The sequence below is a fragment of the Domibacillus sp. F004 genome (assembly GCF_057814295.1).
Map to the genome: position 1 here is coordinate 706,624 of NZ_JBVATB010000001.1, position 21,793 is coordinate 728,416.

Consider the following 21,793-nt stretch of genomic DNA (forward strand, 5'->3'; position numbering starts at 1 on the left):
GCAACGGTTGTAATATATTCGTACACTTTTTCAGGCAATTGTAAAGAGGTAACAACGGAAAGAATAAGCACGACGTAATCCGAGCATCACTTTTCCCGACTTGGGAGTGTCCTCTTTATTACGGAGATGGATAGCCATTACGCCCATCATTTCAATTCCTCCATAGGCGTAAAAAGCGAACAAAAGAGAGAACTCCAAAACCCGATCCCTCCATTTTGGGAAAACCATTAACAGAATGAGAAAGACCTTCTTTTTCAATATACGTTCCACATGCAGCCTTACAGCCGCCGCACGTTTTTTTCTCCATTTTCACGCTACCTCATGAAGATAGGCTCTCGCAAGGATGTGGATTTGTGTAATTGAAAACGAAAAGAATACTTGCATAATCAAAAGGACCAAACAGCTATTTTAGCTGAATGGTCCTTTTCCTAACAAACGATCAGTCTCTTGAATCAATGGTTTCGATAGGGACGTTTGTTTCTCCCACATTACGGTAATACTTTTTTTGCACTTTCTCTTTTGACAACATGTTCTAAATACGTTAACAGCTGTTCTCTCATTCCACTTCTTTGCAGCCCAATCTCTGTATTTGCTTTTAAATATCCAAGCTTGTCACCAATATCATATCGGCTACCTTCTATTTGTAAAGCATAGATGATTTCATCGCTGCACAATTCCTGTAAAGCATCTGTTAGTTGAATTTCATTCCCTGCTCCTTTTCTGCCTTTTTGTAATAGAGGAAAGATCGAAGGCTGTAAAATATATCTTCCCATAATCGCAATGCGTGACGGAGCTTCTAATATGGACGGTTTTTCGATTAAATTCTGAACCTCACATACATTTCCAATTTGTTCTCCGGGAGCAATAATGCCATATTTACTCACTTCAGCCGGTTCAACCGTCTGAACGCCAATCACATTGGTACAATATTCGTCATAAACGTTTATTAGCTGCTGTAAGGCAGGTTTTTCAGACACCATAATATCATCACCTAATAAAACAGCAAAAGGTTCTTTGCCAATAAATTGTTGAGCGCATAAAATAGCGTGTCCTAATCCTAAAGGTTCCTTTTGCCTAATATAATGTATATTCGCTAAGTTGGAAACGTCTTTTAACTCTTTTAATAGATCAAATTTTTCTTTTTCAATAAGTGTCTGCTCCAGTTCGATGGATTTATCGAAATGGTCTTCAATGGAGCGTTTATTTCGTCCTGTTACGATAATAATATTTTCGATTCCAGAATGAACGGCTTCTTCAACAATATATTGAATAGCCGGTTTATCGACGATTGGCAACATTTCTTTCGGCAGCGCTTTCGTTGCGGGCAGGAATCTTGTACCTAGCCCTGCTGCAGGAATAATCGCTTTTTTTATTGTCATAGAGACTCCCTTCAATCTTTATACCATGTGTTGCCCGCTGTCTATATAAGACAGCGGACAACTAGGTACACTAATATTTGCTGATCAGTTCTTTATCAACCATTGTGTAGCCTCTCGAGTTTTCAAAAACATATTGAATAACTTTTATAAACTCATTTTTCTCCAGCTCATTGAAAATGATCTTGAAATACAATTTATTATCTTCTTCATATATTTCTTGAATAACGCCGCCAACGCCTGACAGCTCTGGATTAGAAAGCTCGACAAGGTCGCCTAGTTTATAGGAATCATTTACAAGATAATCATTTTTGTACAAAATAATTTGATTGACCGACATTTGATGGATATTAAAGGTGGAGTGACTTTTTTCAGATAAGTTGGATAACCAAACGTGAGAATTGGTGAATGTAATGTTTTCTTCTCCTTCCGGCTTTGGCCGTTCTATGCAGACAAGAATACTGACAAAGATACTGGAGATGTTATAACAGCACCAAAGTAAATTTACAATGATAGAGGAATAGGAGTACATTTCATAATACATTTTATATAAACCGAAGATAATCGCTGAGATGGATAGAATGAATAGGATGATGTGAGGTAGAGCGAGCGTAAAGTGAAAGTATTTAGAGTTCGTCTTTTGCACTTTTGATGTTACATTAAAATCGAGCTGTCTTTTCAAGAAAAATTCAGCAAAAGCAGCTTTAGCAAGATAAGGGGCTAACGCTACTTCATATATATTTGCCCAGTACATCGTTCGGTGGTTTTGAGAGAGTATTTTAAAAATCAAGAATGACGCGACAAGAGAGGGCCCCGCAAATAAAAGTAAATCATATAAATTTGTTGAAACGAACGGAATGCCTGTCAGCAGGAATATAATCGGTGCGATAATAAACATGAGCTTTTGAAGACCACAAAACCAATAGAGAATACCACTGAAATAAATAAGACGCTGCGATAGGTTGAGCCCTTTTAGTTTTGTAGGCCCCCATTTTTTCATTACTTGAATGTTGCCTCGCGCCCACCGTTTCCGCTGCTTCACTAAATCACCAAACGTGTCAACGCTCATTCCGAACACTAACGGTTCATTGACAAAGACTGTTTCATAGCCTTTTGCCTGAATGATAATACCTGTCGCTAAATCTTCTGTTATACTGCCGGTTGGAAAACCGCCAATATCTTCGACTGTACTTCTTCGGAACACGGCATTTGTCCCAACATGAAGAACGACATTAAAAGCAGCCCGGCCCGCTTCAACAAATCGCATAAAGAAATCTTGCTCATTTGGTATTTCTCTAAAGTATTGCAAATTATTTTGAAATGGATCAGAGTTATAAAATACTTGTGGCGTTTGGACAAATCCGACCTCTTTTTTCGTGAAATAGCCCATTGTTCTCCGTAAAAAATAACTTTTCGGAATCATATCCGCATCCAGCAGCATGATAAATTCCCCGTTTGTTTCGTTAAAAGCATTATTTAAATTTCCGGCTTTTGCATGTTCATTGGACTCACGGGTAATGTAGCCTACATCAAACTCTTCGGCAAGCGATTTAATTTCTTCTCTGTTTCCATCATCACAAATATAGATCGATAATTTCGAAGCAGGATACTTTAACGATTTACAGCCCGCAACGGTCTTTTTAAGTACATCAGCGGGCTCATTATAGGTGGCAATAAACACATCAACAGTAGGGGAGGTTCGAAATAAATCCATGCTTTTAAACTGAATTTTATACTCTTTTAAAAAGGTTAAACGAAAAACGTTAGACTGAAAAAAATCAACAAATTCAGATAAAAATAAAACAATGCCAAGGATGATGGTTAAGGTACTAAACATTGGAATGGTTTCTAAACCTCGCCACAAAATGTAGGCGGAGTTACAGAGGACAGCCATAAGAATGAAAAAAAGTTTGAACTTTTTCCATTTGCAGGCTAATAAATACAAGAGGAATAACAGCAAGACAATGAGGATGGTCAAAATGACTTTCGCATTCATATTGGTTACTTGCATCACAACTTCCATTCTAGAGCCCCCAGTGTTTATGAGGCAGCACAGCCGTCATAGCCATATGGCCTTAGACCTGTAACTTTGCGTCCTAACCTTTCGATTAGTTTGCCATTGTCTGCATGATTAATGTCGGGATCATGATTCTATCCCACTTTCAAGTTCAATGTATGAAAGGGCACGTGTGCTTATTCAGATGAAATTGAAAACGAAATTGATAGACATAAAAAGGTCCAACAGCAATATTAAATACACGGCTCATTTCGATTTTAAACTAAAGAGAATGAGCAAGATCCCGCCTACAAGGCAAATGCTTTTTGTTAACGGAATTTTTTCAGCAAGGCCGACAATTCCTATCGTTGTCGTAACGATCAAAATAAAAGGACCGACTAAAGCAAGTAAACTGTTGATATAAAAAGCTTTTTCCAAATCGTTAAATTTAAGCATCAGCATCGCAGCGGTTATTTCGATACTGCCAGAAAGGAGTCTTAATATAATCATAAGCAGAAGTGTTTTTTCAATGAAGAAGCTCATCATATCACCCTCAGACATCTATTTATTTCTCATCTATATGCCGTTAGCGAGTAAACTAGGCCAATTAAAATGAATAAGATAGCAGAGGAAAACGTACAGTGACGGTAGTAAACCATTCCATTTTAGGGGGATGAAAAAATGGGGAAAAAGTTTAATATCATGATAAGTTTGCTGTATATTGTTTTCATGGCATCATTGTCGACTTATTTTTATACGAACGGTCAGTCTTTTGAATTAATGGTTTCGATAGCGGGCGTTTTATGCGGAGCGGTGCCCATTCTGCTTCTTTTTTTGATAAAAAGTCAATTGAACTGCGTGTTCGTTACTGCGTATTACTTTTTCTTATTTGCTTCACAATACCTAGGTTCTATCAAAGGGTGGTATACAATTAGTTGGTGGGATACCTGTTTACATGGGATGAGCGGGGTCATTCTCGGCTGTGCAGCCATTGCTGTATATAATTATTTTGTTCTAACAAATGGAAGCTCATCTTTCTTTCTTTTTCTATTCGCTTTCTCGTTTGCGGGGCTTGGCGGGGTGATGTGGGAGATTTTTGAATTTAGCATGGATCAATTAATTGGACTGACTACTCAAAGTGGTGGAAATACAGATACAATGATGGATTTAATCGCAGACACTGTTGGCGGGCTTCTTATTGCGGTGTGGGCAGGATGGGGGAGAAAGGGAACAAAATCTATACTTTCTTGAATCTAAACGTTTCAAGAAAGTGTTTTTATTTGCTAAAAACGAGTAAAATGAAGAGAGCTTCGATAGATTTTGATCAATGCGGGGGAGATGAAAAGAATTAAATGGTTTCTTCTTTTTTTACCATTGTATTTAATGCAGTTTCACAATTAGTTGCGTTAATAGGGTTTATTGTTATCGTTGGATTTATACTGGATTTTTTACAAAAACAATCCATTACATATTTATACCGAACGTTTACTAAAAAAGGTTATTTAGTAACAGCGTGGATCGGCACACCAATTCATGAATTCGGACATGTCATGATGTGCTTGCTGTTTAGACATCGAATTAAAAAGGTGCAATGGGTTCCGAGAAGAGGAGATACGCATTATTTAGGTTTTGTGGAGCATAGCTACAACCAGAGAAGCCTGTATCAGAGAATAGGCAATTTTTTCATTGGTATTGGACCTTTTATTTCAGGTGTAGTATCATTAATGATTCTTTTGTACTGTTTTGTTCCTGAATCATATCACCTATTTACAGCCTATTTAGAAAATGAAGTTCGGCCAGAACGAATGAGCATGGAAATAGTGAAGAGTATGTTTATCTCTCTCGGTGTATTGTTTCAAAGCTTGTTCACAATAGAGAATATCGTGAATCCGTTATTCTGGCTGTTTCTTTTTCTCGCTATAAGCATATCCACACATATCGCTTTAAGCAAAGAAGATATAAAAGGGGCCGCAGCTGGAATTTCTTCCGTATTCATTCTCTTGCTAGCGATCAATTTACTTGGGTTCGTGTTCCATTTTGACACCCATCTAATAATATCTACTTTTACAATCTATCATGTCTATACAATCGCTTTTGCCGGTTTAGCTATTTTGTTTTCTTGTATCACTTTCTGTACGTGTTTTATCCTTTACAGCATAAGTTATCAAGTCAAACGGCGTTAACTGAAAAATAAAGAGCTGCGACCCAGAGCTCTTTATTTATTTAACATTCTTATAGAGTAAGCCCACTTTTCTTCAGCCAATTCACCGTTTATTTTAACGCCTATTTCATATCCCTGTTCCGCCGCTCCGATCAAGCTTGTGAATGAATTTTTAGCATCTCCGACAATAGAGAGCCCTTTAATGTTTGTTTGGCCATGAGCATCTGTTTCATATTCGCCTTTCTCATTTAAAGGAACACCAAGAAGCGCAGGAATCATGGAAGCCTGCTGCTCGTTGGTCGTTACCCAAAATCCACCTTTACGAAGGACTGAATCCCCGTTTTGCAAAATAATTCTTTCTAGATTTCCTTTTGTTGATTGGAATTTAATGATAGGGGATTCAATCAGCTGAATGTTGTGTTGAATGAGTTCTTGTTTTTCTTCTTTTGTTAGATCAGCTGTTCCATTTGTAAACGCAATTAAATCTTCACTCCAGTTGTAAATAAGTTTTATAAAAGGAAATAGACCTTTCCCGTTTCCAAATACAGCTAAAGGCTCATCTCTTCGTTCCCAGCCGTCACAGTAAGGGCAGTGAAAAACCGTTTTTCCGTACACCTCTTTTAGACCTTCAATGGCCGGTAAGTGATCTTTCATACCGGTGCTGAAAATGATCTTTTTGCTTGCCGTTGTTATTCCGCTTTTTGTTGTTGTGATGAAAACATTATTTTTTTTTTCGACTTTTTGGATGAAATCTTCTGTAATTTTAACATTTGGATACTTTGTTAGCTGTTCATGTGCAATTTTTCTAAGTTCTGATGGTTTTATCCCGTCTCTAGTCAGAAAACCGTGTGAAGCAGCTGCTACATAATTTCTTGGTTTTCCCTCATCAATCACTGCCACGTTTTTCAAAGATCTGCCTAAAACAAGGGCGGCACTCAATCCGGCCGGGCCGCCTCCTGCAATTACAACATCCAGAATATCCATTTCCGTTTTTTTCTCCAAATTTATTCAATTCCCTTTCTTACATCGTCCATTAAGTAATTGATAAATGTATGGTCATTTACAAGCGAGACGGCATAATTCCGTTTTAAGAAATGTTCTCCTTCCTCAAAACTTGCGAAGATCTGATCCATTTTTATTTTATTTTGTACAATTGCCCAGTCACGATCGTTTACTGGATAAAGAAGAAAGATCTCATCCATCCGGTTTTTATACAGCGTACCGAAAGAGGATCGTTTCATGTTATAACGATTTCGTTTCGCATCTTCAGGCAATGATTCAAGATGAAACGTATCTTTCACAAACTCATTATACGCTTCGTCGGTTAAAGAGCAGCCTGCTGCTTTTGCATGCCCACCTCCACCAAAATGACTAGCCACTTCAGACACATCAATATGATCGTGGATCGTTCGAAATCCTACCCGCTTTCCGCCCATATTTAAAATAGTAATATAATCGAGGTGCGGATATTCTTTGCCAAGTTCATTTCCAAGCTCTGAGTGATAAGATTCAGCATAAACGATACCTGTAAAATGGCCGTTCGTTTGAGTTTGAACAAGTTCCCGCCTTTTCCGGCGAATATAGCGTTCGATTTTATTATCTTCCATATCAAGCAGTTTCTTTTCAAACTCATCAAAGTGAAAATGATTGTTTGTTGTAAGCCGATGGAGCATTTTTTCTTCAAATTCCTCAATTGAAAGTAAAAAGAAAAGGGCGTTAAGACTTTTTGCTTCCTGGTTGTTCTTTTTCTCCCACTCCCACGTATCATACTGTCTAACGAGTTCCACAAATTCTGCTATGGCGTTTGATGGCTTCATTAGTTGATGAGTAACAAGATATTCATAAAATAAAGACGTTGCTGAAGTTAAATGTCCTTCGGCGTCCTCCACCACTATATGCCCCCATTTATAACGGTTAAAATGCAGGGCCGTTTTATGGTGATCAAGCAGCTGTATATTTCCGCCGGCTTGATGAAAAGCATCCAGTCTTTCTTCATTTTCTTCATTTACAGACAAATCGGTAATAAGTAAGAATGTATTTTTGTCATCGTTCTCCAAAAACCATTCCACTTGCGCATTGAGACTTGAAATGGAATTGTAGCGGACTTTTACCTGGTCTCCAAAAGCAAGCTTTGCCAAAATACCGCATCCGACTCCATCTAAATCATTATGAGACAACAGTTTATACATCTTTTCACCTCAGAATGTAGTATGGTTTCAAAATTGAAAATTATTGATAAAATAAATAGATAAACAAAAAAAAGCATCTTCAAGAATGAAGATGCCCACTGTTATAATGTAAATCTGCCTTCTAAATCATCAAACCCTTGGTCGTTATGTTTTCTTATTTCGAAAGTAAAACCATCGTGGGAAAACACACTGACTGTATTGTTTTGACCAAAATGTCCTTTTACATCGTACATAAATCCGATGTAGCCAGCTCCTTCACCTGGTAAAAACTCTTCTTCAACAAAATGAACCTCTTGATAACCAAAATCTCCATTTAATAATTCTTGTTTGATTTTTTCTGCTGTATGTACTAATTCACATGTCATTTTTTCAGCTACTGCACTCATTTAATGTATTCATCCCATTCTCTTTTATAGTTACGATTATCAACGTTTCTTTTTCAATTTAAGCCGATATGCTTTAATTATCATACATAAGCAGCATTTAATCAAAGTGAATGTAAGCGGGAACATTGGCAATGAAAGCGAATAACATGCCCCTTTATCTCACTCATTCATCTTTTTTCGCCTATTATCTTCTGTTTTCAAAAAAGTGAAAAGTTAAGAGCATTGGCTTTAGGAAAAACCGTACATGTATCTCCATTTAAAGCCGCAGGAAGACAGAGCATTTTTCATCTGAACAAGATAGAATAGCTGCTATAATCCAGAGTTAATCTGATATGATGATGTACAAAGATAAAAATGAAAAAAGGAACAAGAGGGATGATTAAAGTGAAAGAAACGATTATTTTTTTACATGGAGTTGTTGGAAATAAACATGCATTTAAAAATGAGATGGAGGAGCTAAAAGATCAATACAAGTTGATTGCTTACGACTTTTATGATCCGGATACGTTAGGACAAGAACATCCTTTTTCTTTAGAGCTCTTGCTGGAACAGCTCTATAGCCATTATAAAAATAATGGAATAATGGCTGCTCATCTATGTACATTAAGTTTTGGCTGTATACTCGCAATGGCGTTTGCTAAAAAATATCCCGATATGGTCAAAAGTTTGACATTTGTAGGAGGGTACTTTTGCAATGTCCCCTCAAAATTACACACGAAACGTACTCAACTATATAAAGAAAAACAAGAATTTGACTATACGACATGGCTGAAGCGATATGCGAAATCATTAAATCCAAATAAAAAACAAATACATGAAGATTCGGAAGCTATTTTCCTGAAATATGCTTCAATGCTCCATCCTGCTATTCTGGAAAAAGCCACTAAACTACAGCTTGAGTTCGATACAAGAAACGCATTAAAAGGAATAAATTCACCCATTTTATGGGTGATGGGGGAATATGATGAATTGTATAAAGAAACACTTTTTGAATTGAAACATTATGTACCTCATGTTGAATATGAGGAATTAAAAAAGGCGGGTCATGCCGCTCATATTCATCAGCCAGAACAGTTTATGTATGTATTTAAACGATTTCTTAAAAAAACGAAACAAAAAGTGTAGATGAATGTAAATGATTACAGTGCAAAAGAACTACATGTTGCTTATATATGTACGTTATAATGACAATTACAGAAAAAGGGATGGTGGCAAAATAGTTTAGTAACATGCACGTCAAGTCATCCATTTTTTAATCGCGGCAGGGAGGGGATATGAAAGGATGTCAATAAAGAAAAAATGGCCATTGATTTTTACCCTATTGGTTTTATTTATTTTAATCGCCAATAGTACCTTACATTATATACGATCTAAAAATGCGTTACTCGAATACAATGAAAGAGAAATAGCATTGATTACTCAGGAAGTTTCTTATCAAGTAGAGAACGCAAAAGAAGGATCCTTGTATGTGGAAAATATTATTGGAAGAGAATTAAGAACCGCCGCTCTCGCTATACAAAAATCGTTGCCGCCAAATCATGAAGATGTAACGAATGAACAGTTGAGAATGCTTGCGGATGAGTTAATGATTTCTCATATTACATTATTAGCGCAGACAGAAGATGACATCGTCGGTGTAAAATCGTCCGATCCACATGAAATAAATATGTCAACGAAGGAATGGGGGTACTGGTACGATGCTTTTCAGCAGCTCTTTGCTTTATCGCCTGTCACCGCTGCAGAAGGCTTAGTGCTGCCCCATTATTGGTCTGGTCCCATTGAAGTGGCAGCAAGTAATCCTAATCACATAGACAAGTGGGGATATTATTATGATGGATCGACCAATTATATTATCGATCCTTATTTACGTGACAGCCAAGTATTAGAGTACGAGCAGCAATTCGGGCCAAAAGATGTAATGGATCGTTTTAAAAGAGAACTTGAGGGCGTACTGGAACTGACCGTCTTTAACCCGAAATATTTTGGTCAAGAGAACAGAGTGATTAATAAAAATGGAGAAAGCTTTATTCGGATTGCGGATCAGCCTATTTGGTATGGGACATATCAATACAATAATCAGCAAATAGATAAAAAGCTAATTCAAAAAGCGATCCAAACAGGAGAAACGCAAACGTATATTGAGGAAATAAATAATAAAAATATCCAGAAATCGCTCGTTCCGATTGACGTAAATACGGCGGAACCATATGTGATCGGATTAGCTTACGATTACAGCATCATCGAGGAACAGCTGAAAAATGAATTGTTAAAGCATCTGCTATTCTCTTTTCTATTTAGTTTAATTGTCTTCGGAACGAGTTTTGTGTTTTCTCGTTCTATTACAAAACCAATCGGATATATCGTTGAATGGGTAAACGAGATTGCAGCAGGCAATTTTGGTAAAAAGATTTATTTAAACCGCAAAGACGAGCTCGGACATCTCGCGCAAAATGTAAATGCTCTGTCAAATTCCTTGCAGACCTATGTTGCGGATTTAAAAAAGAGCCAGGAAGTGATTCAATTCCAAGCGTATCATGATCCGCTGACTGAGCTGCCTAACAGAAGATATTTTCAAGAAAAGCTGAATGAGATGATTGACAATGCAGAAAACGAAGGCGGAAAAATTGGTGTTTTATTTCTCGATATAGACCGGTTTAAAGATGTGAATGATTCCCTGGGACATGCAAGAGGAGATCAGCTCATACAGCTGATCTCCAAGCGGATCAACGATTTTCTCCCTGCCCAAAAAAGTGTTTTGACGAGACAAGGCGGAGATGAATTTGTTATTTTATTTCGCAACGTTGGAATAGAGGAAGTAAAGAAAACGGCAGAAAACATTGTTGCGGCTATTAGACAGCCTTATGTCATAGAAGGAATTGAAGTAAATGTAGGAGCGAGCTGCGGGATGAGTCTATATCCGGAACATACAAAAGACAAAGAGGCACTCATGATCTGTGCAGATGTCGCAATGTATGCAGCGAAGAAACAAGGCGGCAATCAAGTAGTCGTTTATAATGAAGAAATAAACAAAGCGAATAAAGAGAAACTGGTAATCGAAGTACGTTTGAGAAAAGCGATTGAACAAGGAGACATTGAAGTTTACTATCAGCCGAAAATAAATGCCAGGGAAAATGTTGTAACAGGAGTAGAAGCATTGTTAAGATGGACAGACAAAGAACTTGGATTTGTATCACCGGGCGTGTTTATACCTGTTGCAGAAGAAACAGGATTGATCCATTCATTGTGGGAATTTGCCATGAAGCAAGCTTGCTCGCAAGTAAGCGAGTGGAATAAAAAGCGATTGCAGCCACTTCATTTGGCCGTTAACTTTTCAGCTAAACAATTTCTTGATCCTACTTATACGATCGGGAGGGTAAAAAATATCCTTTCTGACTGCCAATTAGCACCTAAATATTTTGAAATAGAAATTACGGAAAGTACATTACTTTACAATTTAGAAGAAACGATCAAAGCTTTAAGAGAGATGCAGGAATACGGTGTGACCATTTCAATTGACGATTTCGGAACAGGCTATTCGTCGTTAAGTTATTTAAAAACATTACCGATAGATTGTCTTAAGATTGATCGATCATTTATTCAAGACATTATGGAAGACTACCGTCATTCTGAAATTACGGAAGCTATCATCAACCTGGCCCGCAGTCTCCGGTTAAAGGTCGTAGCAGAAGGCGTTGAGGAAGAACATCAAAAAGAATTTTTGATGAAGAATGAGTGCAATCACATGCAAGGCTATTTATTTAGTAAACCGCTTTGCAAAAAGGACTTAGAACAATTTCTTCGTCAGACTGATTTAAAATGATTGGTATGTAAGGTCCTTCCTGAATGGCTACCTAATTGTTGGATAACATAAAGAAGATCATACACCAGCGAAGGAGTGCAGGAAATGACGTTAGTCCGTCTTGGTTATGCTGCCATGAGCATGAATGTGAAGAACGGTTCTCCTTCTCAAACGATGACCTATACTCACTTTTTAAAGAATGAAGACAGGGAAGCGGCCATAAGCAAGCTAGAAAGAATCGCCATATCTAATTTAACGAACTGCTTGCGGCTGCTGCAGCATAACGTTGCTCATGATATTGAATTTTTTCGGTTGAGCTCTAAATTAATACCGCTGGCTAACCACCCTGATCTTGCGGGTTGGGACTATATGAAGCCACTTACGGATAGTCTAAACCTAATACGCTCTTACCTGCAAAGGCATCCCGGTATGCGTGTTGACTTTCACCCTGATCATTTTGTCGTGCTGAACACGCCGAAAATCGATGTGTTTAAAAATGCGGTTAAAACGCTGAATATGCATAAAGCACTTCTTGAAGGAATGGGAATAGAACCGGAACATCGCTGTGTTCTCCACGTTGGAGGCGCTTATAAGGATAAGGAAAAGGCGCTAGAACAGTTTATTAATAACTGGGGTACTGTTCCGGTGTCACTGCAACAGATGATTATGCTGGAGAATGATGACAAAACCTTTACATTAAAGGAAACACTCTATCTTTGCGAAAAGCTAGGGATCCCTTGCGTATTCGATTATCATCATCATCTCGCTAACCATAAAGAAGGAACAAGGTGGGAAGACGAATGGACACGTATTGTAGAAACATGGAAAAAGTCGAAACTCCCTTTAAAAATGCATATTTCAAGCCCGAAGTCTGAAAAAGAGTTCAGGGCCCATGCGGATTTTATCGAGGTAAAAGGATTTATGAATTTTCTTAATCAAGTGAAAGGCAGCCTTCCACAAATGGACGTCATGATTGAAGCAAAACGAAAAGATGATGCTTTATTTGCATTAATGACAGATCTGAGTCAAGAATCAGGAATTGAATCCGCAGGTGGAGCGAGCTTTTATATACGATGAGTAAACGTGATTAGAAAACAAAGGCGGCATAAATGATTCATTCATTTATGCCGCCTTTTCGTTAATTATGCTCTGTATCATCAACAATAGCTTTAAGTTCTTGATTAAACAATTCATTATTGCATACAGCATACTCTTTCTCTTCGTTCACGTACTTTCCGTAATCAGGAATAGCGATCTGGTTAAATTCACTGACAAGCTTGTGTAAACCTTTTGTCAGCCATTCACCGGATAGGGGCGAGCCGTGCCCGGTAATGACAGCAGATGGTTGTAACGCGTCTAACTTTTTAACGGATTCCCATGCTGCAGGCCAATCTGTTGTAAAATACCGCGGGGGTCCATTTATTTCTGGTTTCTGTGTGATTACGTTATAGAGCGAATCTTGTTTAACCGTCACAAACGCATCACCTGCTACTAACAAACGGTCCACTTGCCGGAACAAAGAGATATGCCCGGTTGTATGTCCTGGGGTGTGTACCCATTGCCAGTCAGGCATTTCAGGGACGCTGCCATCGTGAGGAAGAGGCTTTACGTATTCTCTGATATTAATGGATTCATGTGGGAACAGTGAAGACATTTTCGCTACAAGGCCGCCTTCTACGGAAGGGTCGGGCTCCGGGTAATCCATTTTTCCAGTTAAATAAGGGAACTCAAATTCATGTGCGTAGACAGGCACTTTGTACTTCTCGGCTAAATCAATGACAGCACCGACATGGTCGAAATGCCCGTGGGTTAAAATAATGGCTTTTAATCGATGACCAGATCCAAAGCGCTCTTCCGCTTCAGAAAGGATTTTCTCCGTTGAGTTTGGCATTCCGGCGTCAATTAATGTCCATTCATTGCTTTTGGCAGGATCACCGATAAAACAAACATTTACGATCTGGATCGTATAGCAGTAAACATCTTTTGTAATTTCTTCCCCATTGCTACTGTTTTTAGAGGTAACTGGAAGGACTCTTTCCGTTGAAGAACTTCTTTCCATTTGCATTTCCTCCTCCCATGATCTCTTTATATTTACCCAAATTGGTGTCAGGAATAACACGAACAAAAAAAGACTGAGGAGATCTCTGATCAGCCGATGATTTATCTTATTGTTCCTTAGTCAGTTAAGCTTTGTGCTGTTTGCGCTGCTGTTACATCCACCTGGATTTGCTCGTCAACATTATACGGATGGTAGTACCCTTTCGCCATCATGTAGCTTGAAATATTTCCGTGTGTGGCGATCGCAGCCATCAATTGCTCTCTCAGCACCGTTCTTACTTCAGGTGTTGCGGCTTCCGTAAGAGCAAATGCGGTATTTTTTACACCTGTTTTTGCGGAAAGTAAAAAATCTGTCGCGATGACTTGATCTGTCATTCCACTCATTCCAGTGATGTTTTTTAACAACCCATTCAAGATGGTGTCCCTCCTATTTTCAGTAAATCCTGTAATTGTTGGATTTGATATTTTCCTGTGCTGACGTCACTGTTAAGAATATCCTTAAGCTCTTGATCTTCAACTAATGTACTCATAGTACTCGATTTCGTTAAACAGAGGTTTTTTAACACTAATAGTTCATGAAGTTCCAATGTTTCATGTTGTCCCAAAGTCGATGGATTTTCCACTTTTCTCACTCCTTCTACTAGTCACGGTCGTTTTTTATCTTGCCTTCTTTGAGCACTATTATTCACACCAGGTTCTTGTATAAAAATAAAGAGTTACAGGGGAAAATACACACGTTACTATACGTGGAGGTGAAATGATGGCACAAAAGGGTTTAGGTTATCACGAAACAATGGAAATACATGAGCTGGTGAATTTAAAAACGGTATGCATACTTAAATCAAAAGCGTTTCAAGGCGTTTGCTTTGACAGTGATTTGAAAGCCATGATGGAAAAAGACGTGAAACAATCGATTCATCAATTGAATGAACTCCAAAGCCTCTACACTGGAGCCAAAACTTATTAAACTATTGGAGGTAAAAAATGAACGATTATTTAGATCCAATAAACTCAGTAGGTATGCCCGAACTTGCCGATACAGGAATAGCAACTGAATTTTTACTGTCAGTTAAAAACGGCGTGAGATATTATGCGGTAGCATTGACGGAATCTCCCACTCCTGAAGTTCGCTCCGTGCTTATAAAACATTTGGAAGAAGCAATAGATTTACATGGGGAAGTAACAGAACTCATGATGCATAAAGGCTGGCTGCATCCTTATAACGTGGATGAACAAGTAAAATTGGACTTGAAATCTGCCCAAACAGCTGTCGATATCGGTAAGCTGCCGCTCTTCCCAGGCAATACAAATCGAAAAGGGTTGTTCCCAACCCCGCCGAAATAATAATGAACATTGTGGAGGAGATCAACTAATGAAAGCTGTTACGTTCCAAGGTGTGAAAGAAGTCGTCGTGAAAGAAGTACAAGCGCCCAGTATTCAAAAACCGGATGATATCATTGTTAAACCAACATTGACGGCGATATGTGGATCAGATTTGCACTTAATTCACGGAATGATTCCTAATTTACAAAAAGATTATATCATCGGCCATGAACCAATGGGTATTGTAGAGGAAGTCGGCCCGGAAGTAACAAAGGTGAAAAAGGGAGACAGGGTCATTATTCCTTTTAACATAAGCTGCGGAGAATGCTGGTTTTGCAAACATGAATTAGAAAGTCAATGCGACAACTCAAATGATAATGGGGAGATGGGTGCCTACTTCGGATATAGCGGCACAACTGGCGGCTATCCGGGCGGTCAGGCAGAGTATATGCGTGTTCCTTATGGAAACTTTACACCTTTCAAAATCCCGGAGAACTCCGAAGTTGAAGATGAGAAACTTGTATTGCTTGCAGATGCGGCATCTACTGCAAACTGGAGTGTCGACAATGCAGGAGTAAAAGAAGGCGATACAGTCATTATTCTTGGATGTGGTCCAGTGGGATTGCTTTCACAAAAATTTGCCTGGATGAAAGGGGCAAAACGCGTTATTGCGGTTGATTATGTTGATTATCGATTGGAACATGCGAAGAGAACCAACAATGTTGAAACGGTAAATTTTGAACAAGAACAAAATATTGGCAATCATTTAAAAGAAATGACAAGCGGTGGAGCGGATGTGGTGATTGACTGTGTGGGAATGAGTGGTAAAATGACCCCTATCGAATTTATTGCCTCAGGCTTAAAACTTCACGGTGGAGCGATGAGTGGTCTCGTCATTGCAAGCCAGGCTGTACGAAAAGGCGGAAATGTTCAAATCACCGGCGTTTACGGTGGAGCGTATAACGGATTTCCACTCGGCGATATCTTTCAACGAAACGTAAACATTCGAACAGGACAGGCGCCGGTTATCCACCGCATGCCGTACCTTTACAATCTGATTGCTGAAGGGAAATTTGATCCAAGCGATGTTGTTACACATATATTGCCATTGGATCAAGCGAAAAAAGGATATGAAATGTTTGATACAAAAACGGAAAACTGCATAAAAGTCGTGCTGAAGCCGTAAAAAAATGGTGTATAGAGGCAAAAGGTGCGAATACACCATATAGTAAATTTACTTAACGTTTGAATGAATGGGGTAGCAAATGAGCCTGGTAATATGCTGGGCTCTTTTTATGTAAAGGATCAAAATAATTGAAGAAGTGTTTATCTCTTTTTGTCGGGGGAATACTCTTGATATCATTAAAAAAATGGATGGAGATGGATACCATATGGTAAAAGATAAATTTGAAGAAATCGATGAACAGACACCGCCACAGACGCAAAGTCAGCAGCCTGGCATTGAATCAGAAATGACACCGGAGCCAATTTATGATGATCAGGAGTATGAAGGATCTGGTAAGTTAGCCGGTAAAGTGGCGCTTATTACAGGCGGAGACAGCGGGATTGGTCGTGCGGTCGCGGTCGCCTATGCGAAAGAAGGCGCGAATGTTGCGATTGCGTATTTGAATGAAGATGGGGACGCAGAGAAAACAGGGAGGTTAATTGAATCATACGGTGTGAAGGCATTGAAAGTGGCGACAGATATAAGTGATGTCGAGAACTGCAAAAAGCTGATCGAGCAAGTGGTTTCCGAGTTTGGCGGATTAAATATTCTCGTGAATAATGCAGGCAAACAGTATCCAACAAAAGATTTTTTGGCTATTACACCCGAGCAGCTGCGTGAAACGTTTGAAACAAACATATTCTCCATGTTTTATTTAACACAGGCCGCATTAAAACATATGAAAAAGGGCGATGCGATCGTGAATACGTCCTCTGTAACAGCGTATCGAGGTTCACCTGAATTGATTGATTACTCAGCAACAAAAGGAGCGATTACATCCTTTACGCGTTCCCTTGCAGCGAATCTTGCTCCACAAGGCATTCGTGTCAACGCCGTAGCACCAGGCCCTATTTGGACACCGCTCATTCCAGCAACATTTGACGCGAAAAAAGTGGCGGAGCACGGGGCGGATACACCGATGGGACGCCGCGGCCAGCCGTCTGAAAATGCACCGGCATATGTATACTTGGCCTCCAATGATTCCACATACGTCACAGGCCAAACGATGCACATTAATGGAGGAGACTTTATTACATCTTAAAAAAGAAAGTATTTGAATTATATTATATGAGGAAAGGAAAAAGCCGACCATACGGGCTTTTCTCTTTCCTTTTTATTTAAGCTCTGTAAAACAACGTTCTATAACAGAGTCTTTATTTAAAAAATACAGCTGGATATTTAACAATTCCAGAAACATGATTAAGAGCGTGTTCTTGCAACGCCAATATCATAAATGCCTCTTCAGGTACTTCGAAAGGTGCTTTTGTTCCCCATAACGATGCTTTTTTGAATCCGAATTTCGGATAATAGTCTGGGTGCCCCATTACAACAACAGAATGGTGTCCAAGTTCTTTTGCTTTTTGTTATGCTTCAAGCATTAAAAGCGTACCTATTCCTTTATTTTGGTAATTTGGTAAAACGGAAAGGGGAGCAAGAGCAAGTGATTCTACAAATTGATGGTCATTCATAATTTTTATTTTGGATAAAAGAATATGACCAACAATTTCTTTATCAATGGCCACCAAAGATAATGCTGGAATAAAGATGTCGGATTTTCTAATACGAGATACTAATTCATGTTCCTTTTTATCACTGTACTCCATATTTCTAAAGGCACTCTTTACAACATTTTCGGTCATTTTATAATCTTCTGGTTGCTCTTGTTTAATGGTTATGCTCATTCTATTATCTCCTCATTCATATAAGATCTATTTTTTCTGGATACCCGTATTTTATCAAATTTGTTTAATGGTTTTTTGTATAACAGCAATCCCGCCATCGTTATAAATGGCGGGATTGCTTGAATTTAAAATTCGAACTTCTCCTGTTGAGGAGTCCGTTTTTCCTTTTGTTTAAATCGCCGCTTTCGCTGGTAATGAAAAATGGTCATTAAAACGATGCATTCAGAGAGAGGTATGGCGAGCCATACGCCGGTTAAGCCGAACAGTGACGGCAATATGAACAGCAATGTCAGCATAATGATAATTTCACGCGCAGCCGTAATCCAGATCGCCATCCGTACGTGGCCGACCGACTGATAGTATGTCATCATGACGAAATTGATGCCCATAAACAAGTAGGCAATGAAAAATAATTGAAGGCCGCTTGTGGCAAGTTCTGTAACAGAAGCTGGGAAATTTCCAAAAATGGTGACGATCGGTCGTGCTGCGAACTGTCCGATAAGGAAAAAAAGGACACCGGTTCCCATCGTAATCCAGACGGCCATTCGAACGGTTTCTTTCTTTCGTTTTTCGTTTCTTGCACCATGATAATAGCTAATGAGCGGTTGAATGGCAGACCCCATGCCGAGAAACATCATCAGCATCACGCTATGAACATAATTTAAAATTGAAAAGGCAGTAACCCCAGCTGTCCCAGCCATCTTTTCTAAAATAACATTGTGTGAAATCGTGAAAACAGACACGCCGATTTCAGCGAGAAAGCTTGGAAATCCGACAGCAACAATAATGAAAAACAGCCGTTTTTTAAATGAGAACCGGACAAGTTTCAAATTGCTTTTTTTACGGAAAAAGTGAGTAGACAATACAACAATCGCGATGAATCCGGAAAGAACAGTCGCTGTTGCCGCACCGGCAACGCCGTAATCAAACACGTATAAAAACAAATAGTTAAGCGCAATGTTTGCAATGGCTGCTATAACGAGAGCAGCCATTGATACGTTCGGCCCGCCATCATTTCGTATAAAGACACTAAACACGTTTTCAATCGTAAAGACAAATCCAAACAAAAGAAGCACGGTCATATAGTCAGAAACATAAGGATACGTCTGTGCATTGGCACCAAGTGTATAGGCGAGCGGTTCGCGGAATAAAAAAGCCGTAATGCCAATGAAAAGGGTGACGATGAAAATAAGGACAAGTGCCTGCGTAAAAATAGCCTGTGCTTGTGCTATTTTTTTCGCACCCATCGAGATGGAATATCGAGTAGCTGCGCCAACACCGATCCAGAGTGAAATGGCAATAAAAATTGTGTAAACGGGTCCGGCAATCCCGACACCAGCGAGCGCTTCAGCTCCTAATCGGTTCCCCACCATTATCCCGTCGACGACCACATTGACAGCCATCAAGAGCATACCGATCATAGATGGAATTAAGTAATGAATAAACATACGGCTAACAGGTTGCTTATCTAGCATTTCGAGCGTTGTTTGTTGGGCATTCATTTTTATGCTCCTTTTGGAAATGAAAAAACTATTTTTGTTTTTTGAGTTTTTTGCGGCAAAGGAAGGCAGCCTGACTTTATGGGATCAGACTGTTCTAAGCTTACACTTCTTCTTTTCGGACGAGACCGAATAGAAGAATATCCACGATAGAATTTAGTGCTTCTGTAACCGTGATGCTGTTTTCTTGGAAAAAGCGCCGGTCAAGCGTAGCATTCGTAGCGTCGATGATCAACTTCATAATGAGCGGGACGTTGGTATGAACGATAAGTCCTTCCTGAATCGCCTGTTCAATGAGCGCGCGCAAATCATCCCACTGGTTGAGCGCCGTGTTCATTTTTTCCCACTGAGCAGGGTAGTAGCGCTTCATTTGATCCAAAATACGCAGATCGTAAAATTCATTGTACGAAGGGACAACTGCGATCGTCTGTTTAATTTTTTCAAGCAACGTGAGATCCGGATTTTCAATGATCTGGTCCGTACGCTCGTCAAATTCAGCAAGTGTCGAGTCGATGATCGCATCTAAAATATCGACTTTGGACGAAAAGTGTTCATATAATGTCCGCTTACTAATACCAAGCCGTCTTGCGAGATCATCCATCGTAAATTTCATGCTCTTGTCGTGAATCTCTTCGATGAATGCTTTCATAATGCGATTTTTCACGTATCAATCCTCCATATAAAACTATTGAAACAAAAATAGTTTTTTGAGTTCTAGATTCATTATATACGTAAGGAAATGGAAATTCAAATGTAAGATTCTTTTCCTAGGCGAATAGAGCGCAATTTGCTAGAATAAGCAAGCATGTCAAAAAAAGATTTATAGAAGAAAGAGGAGATACGATAGATGACTGGTGATCAACGGAGAAAAATGATTATTCTAATGGTTAATATGTTTATTGCAATTGGAAGCTTTGGGATTATTATTCCGATTTTGCCAGCTTACTTAGAATCAATTAATGAAGGCGGGATGGCCGCCGGGCTTATGATCGCCATTTTTGCGGGAGCGCAACTTGTCTTTTCACCGATTGCAGGAAAATGGGCGGATGATTATGGCCGCCGGAAAATGATTATTTTCGGATTGTTTGGTTTGTCACTGTCCATGTTTGTTTTTTACGCGTTCGATTCAATTTGGATGCTGTACGCATCACGTGTCATCGGCGGTATCGGAGCAGCCTTTTTAGTTCCAGCAATTTTTGCATATGTTGCCGATATTACCACATTTGATCAGCGCGCGAAAGGAAATAGTTTCATTTCGGCTGCGATGTCATTTGGCATTGTTGTTGGCCCTGGCATCGGTGGATTTTTAGCTGATTTTGGATTGAAAATGCCGTTTTTGATTTCAGCTGTCATTGCGCTTGTCGCTGTCTTATTTTCCGTCTTCATGTTAAAAGAACCAGACCGTCAGCCGCAGCCGATCGTCGCTGCCGCCCCAGTCAGTGAATCAATGGCGAAAAAAATAGCCCGTTCGGTGAAAATGCCGTATTTCATTCCACTCGTCATTACGCTTGTGATGAGCTTTGGTTTAATGGCATATGAATCGGTGCTCGGATTGTTTGTCGATGATGAATTCGGTGCGTCCCCACAGGATATTGCGCTTATGGTGACATCAACCGGGATTGTCAGCGTGATTGTGCAATTGTTTGTCGTCGATCGCCTCGTCACCCGTTTTGGTGAAGGAATCGTGCTGAATATCTTTTTAGCTGTCGCCGCATGCGGGTTTTTATTGTCTGTTTTTGCGAACAGCTACGTGTTATTTTTCGGTATCTCCTTGCTTATCTTCCTCGCAACATCGATTTTGCGGCCTGTCTTAAATACACTTATTTCAAAATTAGCGGGTGACGAGCAAGGGTTTGCGATGGGAATGAACAACATGTACATGAGCATTGGCAACGTGCTCGGTCCAACGTGTGCAGGTCTACTGTACGACGTAAACATTATTTATCCATTTGTATTAGGATTAATCTTGCTGGCAGTGACCTTGCTTATTACAATCGTCTGGCAAAAAGGAGCCATCAAACAAGAAAAACTGTCTTCCTAATGGAAGGCAGTTTTTTTATGAGGTATTTATTTGAAGAGTGAAGATGCACAGAATGTTC

At 39.3% G+C, this 21,793-nt stretch carries 22 protein-coding genes, 1 pseudogene and 1 riboswitch; of the genes and pseudogenes, 10 read left to right on the forward strand and 13 right to left on the reverse strand.

Annotation, left to right across the window (positions count from 1 at the left end; translation table 11 throughout):
• Window positions 1-30: 30 nt before the first annotated feature.
• From ACZYRN_RS03790 to ACZYRN_RS03805, 4 genes are all read right to left on the reverse strand, one after another.
• Window positions 31-198, reverse strand: coding sequence for a hypothetical protein (locus ACZYRN_RS03790; protein ID WP_488910149.1), 168 nt, complete (start codon window positions 196-198; stop codon window positions 31-33).
• Window positions 199-488: 290 nt separating this feature from the next.
• Window positions 489-1,379 (reverse strand): UTP--glucose-1-phosphate uridylyltransferase GalU, encoded by an 891-nt coding sequence (gene galU / locus ACZYRN_RS03795; RefSeq protein WP_488910150.1) that lies wholly within the window; start codon window positions 1,377-1,379, stop codon window positions 489-491.
• 70 nt (window positions 1,380-1,449) lie between these two features.
• Window positions 1,450-3,399, reverse strand: a complete 1,950-nt coding sequence (locus tag ACZYRN_RS03800) for a glycosyltransferase family 2 protein (protein WP_488910151.1) — start codon at window positions 3,397-3,399, stop codon at window positions 1,450-1,452.
• Between the two features lie 20 nt (window positions 3,400-3,419).
• A riboswitch (cyclic di-GMP riboswitch) is annotated at window positions 3,420-3,504 on the reverse strand.
• Window positions 3,505-3,639: 135 nt separating this feature from the next.
• Window positions 3,640-3,915 carry a YqhV family protein gene (locus ACZYRN_RS03805; protein ID WP_488910542.1) on the reverse strand — a complete coding sequence of 92 codons (276 nt, stop codon included), beginning with the start codon at window positions 3,913-3,915 and terminating at the stop codon, window positions 3,640-3,642.
• 138 nt (window positions 3,916-4,053) lie between these two features.
• Between ACZYRN_RS03805 and ACZYRN_RS03810 the strand changes: the two genes are divergently transcribed.
• Both ACZYRN_RS03810 and ACZYRN_RS03815 read left to right on the forward strand, forming a co-directional pair.
• Window positions 4,054-4,623: a DUF2238 domain-containing protein gene (locus ACZYRN_RS03810; RefSeq protein WP_488910152.1), complete on the forward strand. Its 570-nt coding sequence runs from the start codon at window positions 4,054-4,056 to the stop codon at window positions 4,621-4,623.
• 101 nt (window positions 4,624-4,724) lie between these two features.
• Window positions 4,725-5,555 (forward strand): hypothetical protein, encoded by an 831-nt coding sequence (locus tag ACZYRN_RS03815; RefSeq protein ID WP_488910153.1) that lies wholly within the window; start codon window positions 4,725-4,727, stop codon window positions 5,553-5,555.
• Window positions 5,556-5,587: 32 nt separating this feature from the next.
• On the opposite strand, the gene ACZYRN_RS03820 is transcribed toward ACZYRN_RS03815, so the two are convergent.
• The 3 genes from ACZYRN_RS03820 to ACZYRN_RS03830 all read right to left on the reverse strand — a co-directional run bounded on the left by ACZYRN_RS03820 (window position 5,588) and on the right by ACZYRN_RS03830 (window position 8,108).
• Window positions 5,588-6,517 (reverse strand): NAD(P)/FAD-dependent oxidoreductase, encoded by a 930-nt coding sequence (locus tag ACZYRN_RS03820; RefSeq protein ID WP_488910154.1) that lies wholly within the window; start codon window positions 6,515-6,517, stop codon window positions 5,588-5,590.
• Between the two features lie 20 nt (window positions 6,518-6,537).
• Entirely contained in the window at window positions 6,538-7,722 is a 1,185-nt protein-coding gene (locus ACZYRN_RS03825) for a DHH family phosphoesterase (RefSeq protein ID WP_488910155.1), read from the reverse strand.
• 101 nt (window positions 7,723-7,823) lie between these two features.
• Complete coding sequence (locus tag ACZYRN_RS03830; RefSeq protein ID WP_488910156.1) at window positions 7,824-8,108, reverse strand: hypothetical protein; 285 nt, start codon at window positions 8,106-8,108, stop codon at window positions 7,824-7,826.
• Window positions 8,109-8,483: 375 nt separating this feature from the next.
• Here ACZYRN_RS03830 and ACZYRN_RS03835 point away from each other — a divergent pair, with 375 nt between their 5' ends.
• The 3 genes from ACZYRN_RS03835 (at window position 8,484) to uvsE (ending at window position 12,984) form a co-directional block, all read left to right on the forward strand.
• On the forward strand, window positions 8,484-9,233 hold the full coding sequence (locus tag ACZYRN_RS03835) for an alpha/beta fold hydrolase (RefSeq protein WP_488910157.1): 750 nt from the start codon (window positions 8,484-8,486) through the stop codon (window positions 9,231-9,233).
• 157 nt (window positions 9,234-9,390) lie between these two features.
• Entirely contained in the window at window positions 9,391-11,928 is a 2,538-nt protein-coding gene (locus tag ACZYRN_RS03840; protein ID WP_488910158.1) for an EAL domain-containing protein, read from the forward strand.
• 84 nt (window positions 11,929-12,012) lie between these two features.
• A complete protein-coding gene (gene uvsE / locus ACZYRN_RS03845; RefSeq protein ID WP_488910159.1) occupies window positions 12,013-12,984 on the forward strand; it encodes a UV DNA damage repair endonuclease UvsE in 972 nt (323 codons plus the stop codon).
• Between the two features lie 61 nt (window positions 12,985-13,045).
• Here uvsE and ACZYRN_RS03850 read toward each other — a convergent pair whose 3' ends face one another.
• The 3 genes from ACZYRN_RS03850 to ACZYRN_RS03860 all read right to left on the reverse strand — a co-directional run bounded on the left by ACZYRN_RS03850 (window position 13,046) and on the right by ACZYRN_RS03860 (window position 14,588).
• Window positions 13,046-13,966: an MBL fold metallo-hydrolase gene (locus tag ACZYRN_RS03850; protein WP_488910160.1), complete on the reverse strand. Its 921-nt coding sequence runs from the start codon at window positions 13,964-13,966 to the stop codon at window positions 13,046-13,048.
• A 116-nt stretch (window positions 13,967-14,082) separates the two neighbouring features.
• Window positions 14,083-14,379 (reverse strand): spore coat protein, encoded by a 297-nt coding sequence (locus tag ACZYRN_RS03855; protein WP_488910161.1) that lies wholly within the window; start codon window positions 14,377-14,379, stop codon window positions 14,083-14,085.
• Entirely contained in the window at window positions 14,376-14,588 is a 213-nt protein-coding gene (locus ACZYRN_RS03860; RefSeq protein ID WP_488910162.1) for a hypothetical protein, read from the reverse strand. The genes ACZYRN_RS03855 and ACZYRN_RS03860 overlap by 4 nt, the downstream gene beginning before the upstream one ends.
• Before the next feature lie 137 nt (window positions 14,589-14,725).
• Between ACZYRN_RS03860 and ACZYRN_RS03865 the strand changes: the two genes are divergently transcribed.
• The 4 genes from ACZYRN_RS03865 to ACZYRN_RS03880 all read left to right on the forward strand — a co-directional run bounded on the left by ACZYRN_RS03865 (window position 14,726) and on the right by ACZYRN_RS03880 (window position 17,555).
• Entirely contained in the window at window positions 14,726-14,932 is a 207-nt protein-coding gene (locus ACZYRN_RS03865) for a spore coat protein (protein WP_488910163.1), read from the forward strand.
• Window positions 14,933-14,949: 17 nt separating this feature from the next.
• Window positions 14,950-15,309 carry a spore coat protein gene (locus ACZYRN_RS03870; RefSeq protein WP_488910164.1) on the forward strand — a complete coding sequence of 120 codons (360 nt, stop codon included), beginning with the start codon at window positions 14,950-14,952 and terminating at the stop codon, window positions 15,307-15,309.
• Between the two features lie 28 nt (window positions 15,310-15,337).
• Window positions 15,338-16,474, forward strand: a complete 1,137-nt coding sequence (locus tag ACZYRN_RS03875) for a zinc-dependent alcohol dehydrogenase (RefSeq protein WP_488910165.1) — start codon at window positions 15,338-15,340, stop codon at window positions 16,472-16,474.
• Window positions 16,475-16,679: 205 nt separating this feature from the next.
• The gene (locus ACZYRN_RS03880; RefSeq protein ID WP_488910166.1) at window positions 16,680-17,555 is read left to right on the forward strand and encodes an SDR family oxidoreductase; all 876 of its coding nucleotides are present in this window, start codon (window positions 16,680-16,682) and stop codon (window positions 17,553-17,555) included.
• Window positions 17,556-17,667: 112 nt separating this feature from the next.
• On the opposite strand, the pseudogene ACZYRN_RS03885 reads toward ACZYRN_RS03880, so the two are convergent.
• From ACZYRN_RS03885 to ACZYRN_RS03895, 3 genes and pseudogenes are all read right to left on the reverse strand, one after another.
• Window positions 17,668-18,195: pseudogene (locus ACZYRN_RS03885) on the reverse strand (GNAT family N-acetyltransferase).
• 125 nt (window positions 18,196-18,320) lie between these two features.
• Window positions 18,321-19,697 carry an MATE family efflux transporter gene (locus ACZYRN_RS03890; protein WP_488910167.1) on the reverse strand — a complete coding sequence of 459 codons (1,377 nt, stop codon included), beginning with the start codon at window positions 19,695-19,697 and terminating at the stop codon, window positions 18,321-18,323.
• Between the two features lie 100 nt (window positions 19,698-19,797).
• Complete coding sequence (locus tag ACZYRN_RS03895) at window positions 19,798-20,358, reverse strand: TetR/AcrR family transcriptional regulator (RefSeq protein WP_488910168.1); 561 nt, start codon at window positions 20,356-20,358, stop codon at window positions 19,798-19,800.
• 183 nt (window positions 20,359-20,541) lie between these two features.
• On the opposite strand from ACZYRN_RS03895, the gene ACZYRN_RS03900 reads away from it, so the two are divergent.
• A complete protein-coding gene (locus tag ACZYRN_RS03900) occupies window positions 20,542-21,735 on the forward strand; it encodes an MFS transporter (RefSeq protein ID WP_488910169.1) in 1,194 nt (397 codons plus the stop codon).
• Window positions 21,736-21,793: the final 58 nt, after the last annotated feature.